This window comes from Aeromicrobium senzhongii, assembly GCF_014334735.1.
Taxonomy (GTDB): domain Bacteria; phylum Actinomycetota; class Actinomycetes; order Propionibacteriales; family Nocardioidaceae; genus Aeromicrobium; species Aeromicrobium senzhongii.
In genome coordinates, this window is sequence record NZ_CP060587.1 from 604,490 (window position 1) to 617,707 (window position 13,218).

Sequence of the window (13,218 nt, forward strand, 5' to 3'; positions counted from 1 at the left end):
GCCCAATGGGGCACGAGTACAGCCCAATGCAGTAGGTCGCGACCTGCCTGCTGTCCAGCCCGCGGGAAACTCCGTGACGCGCCTCACATCCTATGTTACATTCACAATGTCACATCCGATGACCGAGGAGACCGCCATGACCGTCACCGACGATCGCGCCGCCGTCGAGTTCCGCCAGTCCATCGACATGGACACCGAGCTCGAGCGTCTGCTCGAGTCGGCCGCCGTCCTGTCGTACGACCCCGATCAGGAGATCGACTGGGCCAAGCCCCTCGATCCGACCAAGTACGGGCTCAACCCCGAGTGGTCGACGCTCTACGGCACGGCGCTGTGGGACCGGATGAGCGAGCAGCAGCGGATCGACCTCACCCGTCACGAGGTCGGCTCCATCATGAGCACCGGCATCTGGTTCGAGACGATGCTGCAGTCGATGGTCCTGCGCTCGCAGTACTCGGCCGACTACGGCGACCCGGAGTTCCGCTTCGCCCTCACCGAGATCGCCGACGAGTGCCGCCACTCGCTGATGTTCAGCAAGACCTGCAGCAAGATGGGCGTCCCGCACTACCGTCCGCGCCGCCTCTTCCACGAGCTGGCCCGCGTCTTCCGCACCACCGCCAACGGCGAGATGTCCTACGCGGCGATCCTGGTCGCCGAGGAGGTCCTCGACGTCATGCAGCGCGATTGGATGCGCGGCGAGAACGTGCTCGAGGAGGTGCGCACGAGCAGCAAGATCCACGTGGTCGAGGAGGCGCGCCACATGAAGTTCGCGCGCCTGGAGATCCGCGAGCACCTCTCCGGCATCTCCAAGCCGCGCCGGCACCTGGCCGCCCTGGCCATCGCGATCGTGGCGGCCATCATCGTCGACTCGCTGGTCAACGACGACGTCTACGCCAACGTCGGCCTCGATCCCGAGGAGGCCAAGGCGGCCGTCAAGACCAACACCCACCACCAGAACCTCATGCGGATGAGCTGCGTCCACCTCATGGACTTCCTCTCCGAGGTCGGCCTGCTGACGCCGTCGGCGATGCGGATCTACCGCACCGTCCACATGCTCTGAGCGCCCGCCGACGCACCGCCGACCCCTCGAGAGACCAACCGTGGCCTACGCGATCACCCAGTCCTGCTGCAAGGACGCCTCGTGCGTCTCGGTCTGCCCCGTGGACTGCATCCATCCCACGCCGGACGAGCCCGACTTCGGCACGGCCGAGATCCTCTACGTCGATCCGCAGGTCTGCATCGACTGCGGCGCCTGCGCCGACGCGTGCCCGGTCGCGGCCCCCAAGGCCATCGACCTGCTGCGTGGCTCCGAGGCGGTGTTCGCCCAGCTGAACGCGGCGTACTTCGAGCAGCGTCCCGAGCGCGAGAGCCCGCAGACCCACACGTGGGACGAGATGGGCGGGGACCTGCTGCGCCCGTTGTCCATCGCCATCGTGGGCACCGGCCCGGCAGCGGCCTACGCGGCCCGCGAGCTGCTGCTCTCGACCGACGCGAAGATCACGATGATCGACAGGTTGCCCGTGCCGGGTGGGCTGGTGCGCGGGGGAGTGGCCCCCGACCACACCGACACCAAGAAGTTCGCCGAGCTCTTCCACTGGGCCTACAAGCACCCCCGCACGAAGATGGTGATGAACGTCGAGGTGGGCCGCGACATCTCGCACCAGGAGGTGCTGCAGCACCACGACGCCGTCATCTACGGCGTCGGCGCGCGACGCGACCGCGAGCTCGGGGTCCCCGGTGAGGACCTGGCCGGCGTCTACGCGGCGCCGGACGTCGTCGGCTGGTACAACGGCGCGCTCGACATCGACACGACCGGCGTCGTCCTCGCCGGTGACCGGGTGGTGGTCGTGGGCAACGGCAACGTCGCCCTCGACCTGGCGCGGCTGCTGTTGCACGACCCCGCCGTGCTGGCGCGGACCGACATGCCCGATCACGCCGTGAAGGCGTTCCGCGACCTCGACGTCCGCGAAGTCGTCCTGCTCGGTCGGCGCGGTCCCTCGGCCGCCGCGTTCACCCGTCCCGAGCTGCTGATGATGCCGCCGGGGATCGACGTGGTGGTGGCGCGCGACGAGTTCACCGAGGGCGAGCTGGCCGAGGCCGAGCCGGACTCCAACGCCGCGGTGCTGGCCGCCCTGCCGCTGGTCGACGTCGACCTGACGGCGCCGCCGAGCGAGCGCCGCCGGCTCGTGTTCGCCTTCGGTCGTCAGGTGGTCTCGGTCGAGGGCGAGCAGCGGGTCGAGGCCGTGCAGGTCGCCCCGTCCGGCGTGTCCGAGCAGGCCGTCACGGTGCCCTGCGGCACCTTGATCCGCGCCACCGGTCACCGGGGCACCCCGGTGCCGGGGCTGCCGTTCGACGAGGAGACCGCGACCGTGCCGAACGAGTCGGGCCGGGTCGTCGATCCGGCGAGCGGGCAGCAGGTGCCCGGCACCTACGTCGTGGGGTGGATCAAGCGCGGCGCGAACGGGGGGATCGGCACCAACCGCACTTGCGCCCACGAGACGATCGCCGCGATCGTCGCCGACGCGAACGCAGGGCGGATCGCGCCGCCGCCGCGCCCCCGGCGCGCCTTCGGAGCGTTCGTGCGGATGCGCGTCGACCACGTCGTGGGACGCCGTCGCATGCTCGCGATCGAGAAGGCCGAGGAGAAGCGAGGCGCCCGGGAGGGCCGTCCGCGGGTCAAGTTCGAGTCCGTCGACCAGATGCTGAAGGTCAGCCCCGTCACGCCCGTGCACTGACGTCGCGGATCACGTCCGGGCCGGTCGGAAGGCCGTTCGGCCGCGAGTAGACTTGGCCCATGGTGGGCATCCCCGACAAGTTCGCGTCCCTTGGTCTGACCTACGACGACGTCCTGCTCCTCCCCGGAGAGACGGACGTCATCCCCAGCGAGGTCGACACGACGACCCGGCTGACGCGGGAGATCTCCCTGCGGATCCCGCTGCTGTCGAGCGCGATGGACACCGTCACGGAGTCCCGCATGGCGATCGCGATGGCCCGTGAGGGCGGCATCGGCATCCTGCACCGCAACCTCTCGATCGACGACCAGGCCTACCAGGTCGATCTCGTCAAGCGCACCCAGACGGGCATGATCCCCAACCCCGTCACCATCGGGCCCAAGGCGACCCTCGAGGAGCTCGACGAGCGCTGCGGCGAGTACCGCGTCTCGGGGCTTCCGGTCGTCGACGAGGACAACACCCTGTTGGGCATCGTCACGAACCGCGACCTGCGCTTCACGCCCGTCGCCGAGTGGTCCACCACCCTCGTCCACGACGTCATGACGCACATGCCGCTGATCACCGGCCCGGTCGGCATCAGCCGTGAGGACGCCTCCGCGCTGCTGCGCCAGCACAAGCGCGAGCGCCTGCCGATCGTCGACGCCGACGGCAAGCTAGCCGGACTCATCACGGTCAAGGACTTCGTGAAGTCCGAGCAGTTCCCGATGGCCAGCAAGGACGCCGAGGGACGTCTGCTGGTGGGTGCCGCGGTCGGCTTCTTCGGTGACGCCTACGAGCGTGCCGGACGGCTCATGGAGGCCGGCGTCGACGTGCTCGTGGTCGACACCGCCCACGGTCACGCCCGCGCCCTGCTCGACATGGTCCGCAAGCTGAAGGCCGATCCCGCCTTCGCGAACGTCCAGGTCATCGGTGGCAACGTCGCCACGCGCGACGGCGCCCAGGCGCTCGTCGACGCGGGCGTGGACGCGGTCAAGGTCGGCGTCGGCCCGGGCTCGATCTGCACCACCCGCGTCGTCGCGGGTGTCGGCGTGCCGCAGATCTCGGCCGTCTACGAGGCCTCCCTGGCGGCCGAGCCCGCGGGTGTGCCGGTCATCGCCGACGGTGGCCTGCAGTACTCCGGCGACATCGCCAAGGCGCTCGTCGCCGGTGCCGAGAGCGTCATGGTCGGGTCCCTGTTGGCCGGCTGCGAGGAGAGCCCCGGCGAGCTGATCTTCGTCGCGGGAAAGCAGTACAAGACCTACCGCGGCATGGGCTCGGTCGGCGCGATGGCCTCGCGCGGCAAGAAGTCCTACTCCAAGGACCGCTACTTCCAGGCCGACGTCACGAACGACGAGAAGATCGTGCCCGAGGGCATCGAGGGGCGCGTCGCCTACCGCGGCCCGCTGTCGTCGGTGGCCCACCAGCTGATCGGCGGCCTGCACCAGTCGATGTTCTACGTCGGCTCGCGCACCATCCCCGAGCTGCGGGAGCGCGGCCGGTTCGTCCGGATCACCACGGCCGGACTCAAGGAGAGCCACCCGCACGACATCCAGATGACCGTCGAGGCGCCCAACTACACGATCCTGTGACGTCGGGGCGTCGTGAGCGCCCGATAGGCTGTCAGCCGTGAGCATCGACATCGGATTGGCCAAGCGCGGTCGCCAGGGTTACCACTTCGACGACATCGCGATCGTCCCGAGTCGGCGGACGCGCGACCCGCACGAGGTCTCCACCGACTGGCAGATCGACGCCTACCGGTTCGACCTGCCGATCATCGCGGCGCCGATGGACTCGGTCATGAGTCCCGAGACCGCGATCGCCCTGGGCAAGTTCGGCGGCCTGGGCGTGCTGAACCTCGAGGGTCTGTGGACCCGGTACGAGGATCCGCTGCCGCTGCTGGAGGAGATCGCCCGGATCGAGCCGGCGCAGGTCACCCCGCGCCTGCAGCAGATCTACAGCGAGCCGATCAAGGCCGAGCTCATCACCGCTCGCCTGCACGAGATCCGCGCGGCGGGTGTCACCGTCGCCGGTGCCCTGAGCCCGGGTCACACCAAGCAGTTCGCCGACGCGGTCGTCCAGGCCGGCGTCGACCTGTTCGTCATCCGCGGCACCACGGTCTCGGCCGAGCACGTGTCGGGCAACGCCGAGCCGCTGAACCTCAAGGAGTTCATCTACGAGCTCGACGTGCCGGTCATCGTCGGCGGGTGCGCGACGCACCAGGCCGCGCTGCACCTCATGCGCACCGGCGCCGCCGGCGTGCTGGTCGGCTTCGGCGGTGGCGCCACGCACACGACCCGCAGCGTCCTGGGCGTGGCCGTGCCGATGGCGTCGGCCGTCTCCGACGTCGCCGCTGCGCGGCGCGACTACCTCGACGAGTCCGGTGGCCGCTACGTGCACGTCATCGCCGACGGATCGATCGGTCGCAGTGGCGACCTGACCAAGGCCTTCGCCTGTGGCGCCGACGCCGTCATGATCGGCTCGCCCTTCGCGCGCGCGACCGACGCGCCCGGTCGCGGGTTCCACTGGGGCGCCGAGGCCTGGCACGGCGACCTTCCCCGCGGCGAGCGGGTCGAGATCGGCACGGTGGGCTCGCTCGAGCAGGTGCTGTTCGGTCCCTCGAACGTCCCCGACGGCACGATGAACCTGGTCGGCGCGCTGCGCCGGGCCATGGCCACCACCGGCTACACCGATCTCAAGGAGTTCCAGCGGATCGAGGTCGTGCTCGGGTGACGCTGACGGTCGCCACGGGTCAGTTCGCCTCGCAGGGCGACGTCGAGGCCGACATCGCCACGGTGGTCCGGGCCGTCGAGTTGGCCCGTGGCGCCGACCTGCTGGTCATGCCCGAGCTCTTCCTGGGCGGGTACCGAATGCCGCCGATCGTCGTGGGCGAGACCGATCCGCGACTGCGTCCCATCGAGACGGCCGCGGCCGAGGCCGCCATGGTGGTGCTGGTCGGAGCCTGCCTCGACGGGCCTGACGGCTTCACGATCTCCACGCTGGCGTTCGGCCTCGGCGACGATCCCGCCGGCCGCCGCGTGTACGACAAGCAGAACCCGTGCGATGCCGAGAACGAGCACGTCGTCCCCGGTGCCGACAGCGTGATCATCGACGTCCGGGGGTGGTCCGTGGGCCTGTCGATCTGTTACGACGGGTGCTTCCCCGAGCACGCGCGCGCCGTCGCCCTGGCCGGTGCGGAGGTGTACGCCGCCTCGGTCGCGTACTTCACCGGCAGTGCCCACCGGCGCGAGCTGTACTACCGGGCCCGCGCGCTCGAGAACGGCATGTACGCGGTCGTCAGCGGGCTGACGGGGTCGGTGGCCGGCGCGGACTTCGACGGTGGCAGCGCCGTGTACGACCCCGAGGGGCGCGTCGTCGCTGAGGTCGGAACGGGGGAGGGCGTGGCGGTCGCCACGCTCGACCGCCCCCTGCTCAAGGCGACGAGGGCTCAGCACGCGATGCTCGCCGACCTGCGCGAGCCGGGACCGGTGGTGCGACGGTGAGCGCCCGGATCGTCGAGGTCGACTTCCTCGACCCGCGTGCGGTCGCGCTGCGGGCCCGGATGTCCCAGGAGATGAGCGACCTCTACGGACGGCCTCGCCACACGGTCGGCGCCGAGGACATCGATCCCGACGCGGTGATCGCCTGTCTCCTCGTCCTCGACGGCGACGAGCCGGTCGGCACGGTCAGCCTGCGCCGGCTGCGCGACCTGGTCGAGATCAAGCGCATGTTCCTGCTGCCGAGCACGCGGGGCACGGGACTGGCGCCCCGGCTCCTGGCCGAGATCGAAGCGCGAGCGGCCCGGGTCACCGACCGGGTCGTGCTGCACACGGGCGAGCGGCAGCGCGCCGCGATCGCGCTGTACGAGCGCTCGGGATACGCGCCCATCGAGGTCTACCCGCCCTACGACCAGGTGCCGGAGTCGCTCTGCTTCGCCAAGACCCTGGCGGCGCAGCAGCCGGCGTAGGGGCGTTCGCTCTATGTGACACGGAGTGTGTCACATTCGGTTACTTCGCGGTATCGTCCTCTCATGCCTGATGTCGCCCAGATCACAGTCAGCCCCGCGCGGATCGCCGAACTCACGGCCCTCATCCGGGCGACGGGCACCGAGACGCGCACGACCGTCACCCCGCTCACGGGCGCCGACATCGCCACGGTCCCGGTCTCGACCGAGCAGGACGTGCTCGACGCCTTCGCGGTCGCCCGCGTCGCCCAGCGGGCCTGGGCCCGGACGTCGTTGCGGCGTCGCAAGCGGGCGCTGCTGCGGTTGCACGACCTGATCCTGAAGAACCGCGAGGAGCTGCTCGATCTCGTGCAGCTGGAGTCGGGCAAGGCTCGGGCGCACGCGTTCGACGAGGTGCTCCACACCGCGCTGACCGGCCGCTACTACGGCCGCCGGCTCTCGCGCATCCTCGGTCCGCACCGGATCGCGGGTGCGTACCCCGTGCTCACCGGGATCCGCCAGTACCACCAGCCCAAGGGCGTCGTCGGGCTCATCACGCCGTGGAACTACCCGCTGTCGATGGCGCTGGTCGACGGACTGGCCGCCGTGGCCGCCGGCAACGCCGTCGTCCACAAGCCCGACAGCCAGGCGCCGCTCACGGCGCTCGCGATCATCCAGCTGATGCACCGCGCCGGCTTCCCGAAGGACCTGTGGCAGGTCGTCAGCGGCGCGGGATCGACGATCGGGTCGACGATCATCGACAACTCCGACTACATCTGCTTCACCGGTTCGACCGCCACCGGCAAGCGCATCGCCGCGCAGTGCTCCGAGCGGCTCATCGGCTGCTCGCTCGAGCTCGGCGGCAAGAACCCGATGATCGTCCTGCCCGGCGCCGACGTCCAGAAGACGGTCGAGGGCACGATCAACGCCGCGTTCAGCTCGGCCGGTCAGCTCTGCGTGTCCATCGAGCGCATCTACGTCCACGAGTCGATCTACGACCAGTACCGCGACGCGCTCGCCGAGCGGCTCGAGCGGCTGAGCTACGGCGCGAACGCCGACTGGGAGGCCGAGATGGGGACGCTCGTGTCGCCCGCGCAGCTGGCCACCATCGAGAAGCACGTCGCCGACGCGATCGACCACGGAGCCACCGTCGTCTCGGGCGGCCGGGCCCGCCCCGACATCGCACCGTGGTTCCACGAGCCCACCGTGCTCGAGAACGTGCCCGAGACCGCACTGTGCTTCGCCGAGGAGACCTTCGGCCCGCTCGTGTCGCTGTACCCGTACCGCGGCGTCGGCGAGGCGATCGCGCAGGCGAACGACACCGTCTACGGGCTCAACGCCAGCGTCTGGGGACCGGTCCGCCGGGCCCGCAAGGTGGCTCCGAGGATCCAGGCGGGCACCGTCAACGTCAACGAGGGCTTCGCCGCCACGTTCGGCAGCATCGGCGCGCCCATGGGCGGGATGAAGCAGTCCGGCACCGGGCGCCGTCAGGGCGCCGAGGGCCTGCTGCGCTTCACCGAGAGCCAGTCCGTCGGTGTCCAGCGGCTCGTGCCGGTCGGCGGCCCGCCGCAGCTGTCCAAGCGCACCTTCACCACCGTGCTGACGGTCGGGCTGGTGCTGATGCGCCGATTCAGCCGGAAGGCCTGAGAGGGGTCACCATGAGCGAGTTCGATTACGACGTCGTCATCGTCGGATCCGGGTTCGGCGGCAGCGTCTCGGCGCTGCGGCTGACCGAGAAGGGCTATAAGGTCCTCGTGCTGGAGTCCGGCCGCCGGTTCGCCGACGACCAGTTCGCCAAGAACTCCTGGCACCTGCGCGACTACCTGTGGGCGCCGAAGCTGGGCTGCTACGGCATCCAGCGGATCAACCTGCTGCGCAACTCGCTGGTGCTGGCCGGTGCCGGGGTCGGCGGTGGCTCGCTGGTGTACGCGAACACCCTCTACGAGCCGCTCGACCCGTTCTACGAGGACCCGGCCTGGAGCCACATCACCGACTGGAAGAGCGAGCTCGCGCCGTACTACGACCAGGCCAAGCGCATGCTCGGCGTGAACACGGTCGCGAAGATGACCCCCGCCGACCGGGTGGTCAAGGAGGCCGCCGACCGGTTGGGCTACGGCGACACGTTCCACTTCGCGCCGGTCGGTGTGCTGTTCGGCGAGAACGAGGGCCAGGACGTCGGCGACCCGTACTTCGGCGGCGCCGGACCGGCTCGCAGGACCTGCATCAACTGCGGTGAGTGCATGTCGGGCTGCCGGCACAACGCCAAGAACACGCTGGTCAAGAACTACCTGTACCTGGCCGAGCAGGCCGGCGCCGAGGTCCGTGAGCTCACGACCGTGGTCGACGTGCGGCCCCGCGCCGGAGGCGGTTACGAGGTGCACTCGAAGTCCACGAAGAAGTGGCGCGGCACGCAGCCGGTCATCCGGGCCGAGCAGGTCGTGTTCTCGGCCGCCTCCCTGGGCACGCAGCGGCTGCTGCACCGCCTGCGCGACTCCGGCAGCCTCCCGAACATCTCCGATCGCCTGGGCCTGCTGACCCGGACGAACTCCGAGGCGCTGATGGGCTCGGTCGCGATGCACCGCGAGGTCGACTACACCCGGGGCGTCGCGATCACCTCCTCGATCCACCCCGACCCCACGACGCACATCGAGCCGGTCCGGTACGGCAAGGGCTCGAACGTGATGATGTTCGTCCAGATGGTGCTCTCCACCGACGGCAGCGGACACGATGAGCCCAAGCTGCGGACGGTCCTCAAGAACATCCTCAAGCTCGGCCCGCGCCTGCCCAAGCTCTACGACGCGTTCCACTGGTCCGAGCGCACCGTGATCGCCCTCGTGATGCAGGCCCGCGACAACTCGATCACGACCTACACGAAGCGGCGGCTGTTCGGCGGTCGCAAGATGACCACGAAGCAGGGCACGGGCGAGCCCAACCCTACCTACATCGCGTCGGCGCACCGCGCCGTGACCGAGATGGCCGACTACATGGACGGAGTGCCCGGCGGCATCGTCACCGAGCCCATCGGCATCCCCATGACCGCGCACTTCCTGGGCGGGTGTGCCATCGGCGACTCGCCGCAGACCGGCGTCATCGACCCCTACCAGCGCCTGTACGGCCACGAGGGACTGCACGTGATCGACGGCGCGGCCATCACGGCCAACCTGGGCGTGAACCCCTCGCTGACGATCACGGCTCAGGCCGAGCGGGCCGTGGCGCTCTGGCCGAACCGCGGCGAGCCCGACCAGCGGCCGGCGCTGGGCCAGCCGTACCGCCGGCTCGAGCCGGTCATGCCCAAGAACCCGGTCGTCCCGGTCGACGCCCCCGCGGCCTATCGGCTGCCCATCGTCGGGGTGTCCTGAGGCGCTGGTTTACCACGGTCCCGTGGTAAACCAGCGCCTCCCAAGGGAAACTTCCTTGGGGACGAGCCAGATTGCCTGGGGAAGTCACCCGAGGGGAAGGTGAACCGCATTCCTGCCGAACTGCCGACGGGAATGTTCCAATGAAGCCGCGAGTTCGTGGGCCCACGTGCGGACGCGGGAAGCAGCGAGTTCGTTCCATGTCCATCGGGTCATTCCCCGTCCCGTGGCGCGGACGAGGTCTTCACGCCGTTTCTCCCGGATGAGGGCTTCCCGCCCATCGCCGTACGCGCTGTACTTCCTCATCCCATCGAACTCGCCCACGTGACGATGGAGTTCCCACTCGAAGTCGACGCGCGCCAGGGTGCTGCCGTCGGCGTTGGTGATGGTCGATTGAAGCTCAGGACGGGGTACACCGTGGCGCCAGAGGTGGTAGAGGGAGCGCGATTCGCCGACCGACTCGATTCGTCCGTCGGCCAGACGGATGGCCAGGCGGGCGTGTGAGTAGCCCGGCCAGCGGTTGAAGCGGGTCTCGAGATCGAGCAGCTCCTCCTTCGTCGACAACCCGGCGTGAAGGGCCGATGAAACGGCCACCACACCAGACTCCGTGCCGTCGAGAGAGGCGAGTTCGAACAGGGAACGAGCGGGGGAAACGACGCGGACCCCCTCCACGCGAGTCAACTCCCCTGAGGGCACCTCGGCTTCGTGGTGGACCACACCGGCCTCGCGTCGACCGCCTTTGCCGTCGAGATGGGTCACGTGCACGTGGCGAAAGGCCGGCCGGTACATCTCGATCCCGTGCAGGGCCGCGGCGGAGTGGTGGGAGAGCGCCACGCCGGGACCCAGACGATCGAGTACGGCTCTGCAGTGGACGAGATGGCGTTCCACAACGCTGAGTGCGTCGTAAACCTGGCGGTCGACGTAGGTTCCATGACGCAGCCTGGTCAAGAACGACTGGTGTACGAGCAGGCGGATCATTCGGTCGCTGTAACCCATGGAGACCAAATCCCTGCGCAGGAGATGTCCGCCGTTGGTCGCGAGTGCGTCGCGCAGTTCTGCATGCATGGCCTGAGGCTGTCGGCTGGTTCGCCCGAGGAGAACGGCCTCAGCGGAGCCTGTTGATCTCGGAAGTGCTCACCGCGGGCCTGTGGAGAGTGCTTCCCCAGGCAAGTGCGCGCTGCCCCAGGGAAGTTTCCCCAGGGAGGCGGCGGTTTACCACGGCACCGTGGTAAACCGTCAGTCCCGCAGCGGCCGGAAGACGCCCGCGGGGGTCAGGACGAGGTCGACGGGCCGGTCGTGCGTCTCGTGGGGGACGTGGGGGAGGAGCTCGTCCTCGAACACCAGCGCGCACACCACGCCGTCGAAGCCGGCCAGCGCGCGGTCGTAGTAGCCGGCGCCCCGGCCGAGCCGGTTGCCGCCGTGGTCGACGGCCAGTGCCGGGACGAGCGCGATGTCGCAGGTCGCCAGGGCGTCGGGACCCAGGTCCGCGCCGACGGGCTCGGGGACGCCGAGCGATCCGGCGCGGACGGCGTCGGTCGCGTGCTCGACCCACGTCAGGGAGCGATCCGGATGACTCACGGGCACCAGCACCGTGACCTGCCGATCCTGCAGCCATTGCAGGAGAGGAGCGGTGCCCGGCTCGCTGGGCATGGAGAGGTAGGCCGCCACCCGGGCCGCGCGGGCCAAGGCCGGCAACGCGGCCGCGTGGAGGGCGATCGCCTCGGCGGCGGCCACCCGATCCTGGGGTGATCTCGTGCGCCGCCCCGCGGCCAGTGACGTGCGCAACTGAACCTTCTCACTGATCACGTCGGCCGACATGCCGCTAGCCTAGGCCCGATGAAAGCACTGGCAGACGCACAGGACAAGATGCGCTCGGACGGACTTCCCGAGCAGGCGATCGACGTCTTCACGGCGTTCTACCACCAGCTGGAGGAAGGTGCGTCGGGCCTGATCCCCGAGTCCGACGTCGATCCGCTGACCGATGTCGAGAGCATCGCGCGTCTGGACTTCGACGACGAGACCTTGCGCCGCGCGGCCGCCGAGACGGTCGTCATCAAGCTCAACGGCGGACTCGGCACGACGATGGGCATGAAGCAGGCCAAGTCGCTGTTGCCGATCAAGCACCGGCTGAGCTTCCTGGACCTGATCGTCGACCAGGTCTGGCACGTGCGGTCCACCCTCGGCGTGGACCTGCCGCTGCTGTTCATGAACAGCTTCCGCACCCGCGACGACACCCTGGCCGCGCTGGCGCGCTACCCCGAGCTCAAGGTCGGCGATCTGCCGTTGGACTTCGTCCAGAACCGTGAGCCGCGGCTGGACGCCGAGACCCTCGAGCCCGTCGAGTGGCCGGCCGATCCCTCGCTGGAGTGGTGCCCGCCCGGCCACGCCGACCTCTACACCGCCCTGGACGCGTCCGGTGTGCTCGACCAGCTGATCGAGGCGGGGTATCGCTATGCCTCGATCTCGAACGCCGACAACCTCGGTGCCGTGCCCGATCCCGCGATGATGGCGTGGTTCGCGGAGACGGGCGCGCCCTACGCCGCCGAGGTGTGCCGTCGCACGCCGGCCGACGTCAAGGGCGGACACCTCGTCGTGCGCAAGTCCGACGGCCGCCTGATCCTGCGCGAGACCGCGCAGATCGCCCCGGAGGACCGCGAGGCCGCCGCCGACCTGCACGTGCACAAGTACTTCCACACGAACAATCTGTGGTTCGACCTGCACGCGCTGCGCGCCGAGCTCGACCGGGCGAACGGCGTGCTCGACCTGCCGCTGATCCGCAACCAGAAGCGGGTCGACCCGACCGATCCCGCCAGCCCCGAGGTGATCCAGATCGAGTCCGCGATGGGCGCGGCGATCTCGGTGTTCGAGGGTGCGACCGCGATCGAGGTCGACCGGGCGCGGTTCCTGCCGGTCAAGACGACCGACGACCTGCTGTTGCTGCGCTCCGACGTCTACGACGTGGGCCCGGACTACCAGCTGCGCGCCCGTCTCGACGACGTTCCGGCGGTCGATCTGGACAAGCGCTACTTCGGCGCGATCGCCGAGTTCGACAAGCGACTGCCGTTCTCGGTGTCGTTGCTGTACGCCACGTCCCTGACCGTGCGCGGCGACTGGAGCTTCGGTGAAGGCGTCGTCGTGCGCGGCGATGTCGTGCTCGAGGACGAGGGCCGGGCGCGCCACGTGGCGTCCGGAACCGTGCTGTCCGGGATCTGAG

11 protein-coding genes are annotated in these 13,218 nt (G+C 69.7%); 9 read left to right on the forward strand and 2 right to left on the reverse strand.

From position 1 onward, the window contains the following. Window positions 1–118 precede the first annotated feature (118 nt). The 8 genes from H9L21_RS03060 (at window position 119) to H9L21_RS03095 (ending at window position 10,007) form a co-directional block, all read left to right on the forward strand. Window positions 119–1,057 (forward strand): AurF N-oxygenase family protein, encoded by a 939-nt coding sequence (locus H9L21_RS03060; RefSeq protein ID WP_230081296.1) that lies wholly within the window; start codon window positions 119–121, stop codon window positions 1,055–1,057. Window positions 1,058–1,097: 40 nt separating this feature from the next. Further along, complete coding sequence (locus tag H9L21_RS03065; RefSeq protein ID WP_187411743.1) at window positions 1,098–2,732, forward strand: FAD-dependent oxidoreductase; 1,635 nt, start codon at window positions 1,098–1,100, stop codon at window positions 2,730–2,732. A 59-nt stretch (window positions 2,733–2,791) separates the two neighbouring features. After that, the gene (gene guaB / locus H9L21_RS03070) at window positions 2,792–4,297 is read left to right on the forward strand and encodes an IMP dehydrogenase (RefSeq protein WP_154595739.1); all 1,506 of its coding nucleotides are present in this window, start codon (window positions 2,792–2,794) and stop codon (window positions 4,295–4,297) included. Window positions 4,298–4,340: 43 nt separating this feature from the next. Then, window positions 4,341–5,438 carry a GuaB3 family IMP dehydrogenase-related protein gene (locus H9L21_RS03075; RefSeq protein ID WP_222865905.1) on the forward strand — a complete coding sequence of 366 codons (1,098 nt, stop codon included), beginning with the start codon at window positions 4,341–4,343 and terminating at the stop codon, window positions 5,436–5,438. Next, window positions 5,435–6,208 carry a carbon-nitrogen hydrolase family protein gene (locus H9L21_RS03080; protein WP_154595737.1) on the forward strand — a complete coding sequence of 258 codons (774 nt, stop codon included), beginning with the start codon at window positions 5,435–5,437 and terminating at the stop codon, window positions 6,206–6,208. The genes H9L21_RS03075 and H9L21_RS03080 overlap by 4 nt, the downstream gene beginning before the upstream one ends. After that, window positions 6,205–6,672 carry a GNAT family N-acetyltransferase gene (locus tag H9L21_RS03085; protein ID WP_154595736.1) on the forward strand — a complete coding sequence of 156 codons (468 nt, stop codon included), beginning with the start codon at window positions 6,205–6,207 and terminating at the stop codon, window positions 6,670–6,672. The genes H9L21_RS03080 and H9L21_RS03085 overlap by 4 nt, the downstream gene beginning before the upstream one ends. Window positions 6,673–6,735: 63 nt before the next feature. Beyond that, window positions 6,736–8,295, forward strand: coding sequence for a succinic semialdehyde dehydrogenase (locus H9L21_RS03090; RefSeq protein ID WP_154595735.1), 1,560 nt, complete (start codon window positions 6,736–6,738; stop codon window positions 8,293–8,295). An 11-nt stretch (window positions 8,296–8,306) separates the two neighbouring features. Further along, window positions 8,307–10,007: a GMC family oxidoreductase gene (locus H9L21_RS03095; protein WP_154595734.1), complete on the forward strand. Its 1,701-nt coding sequence runs from the start codon at window positions 8,307–8,309 to the stop codon at window positions 10,005–10,007. An 84-nt stretch (window positions 10,008–10,091) separates the two neighbouring features. On the opposite strand, the gene H9L21_RS03100 is transcribed toward H9L21_RS03095, so the two are convergent. Both H9L21_RS03100 and H9L21_RS03105 read right to left on the reverse strand, forming a co-directional pair. Continuing rightward, window positions 10,092–11,069, reverse strand: coding sequence for a type IV toxin-antitoxin system AbiEi family antitoxin (locus tag H9L21_RS03100; protein ID WP_154595733.1), 978 nt, complete (start codon window positions 11,067–11,069; stop codon window positions 10,092–10,094). Between the two features lie 171 nt (window positions 11,070–11,240). After that, the gene (locus H9L21_RS03105) at window positions 11,241–11,822 is read right to left on the reverse strand and encodes a 5-formyltetrahydrofolate cyclo-ligase (protein ID WP_154595732.1); all 582 of its coding nucleotides are present in this window, start codon (window positions 11,820–11,822) and stop codon (window positions 11,241–11,243) included. Between the two features lie 18 nt (window positions 11,823–11,840). Between H9L21_RS03105 and H9L21_RS03110 the strand changes: the two genes are divergently transcribed. Beyond that, window positions 11,841–13,217 carry a UTP--glucose-1-phosphate uridylyltransferase gene (locus tag H9L21_RS03110; RefSeq protein ID WP_154595731.1) on the forward strand — a complete coding sequence of 459 codons (1,377 nt, stop codon included), beginning with the start codon at window positions 11,841–11,843 and terminating at the stop codon, window positions 13,215–13,217. Window position 13,218: the final 1 nt, after the last annotated feature.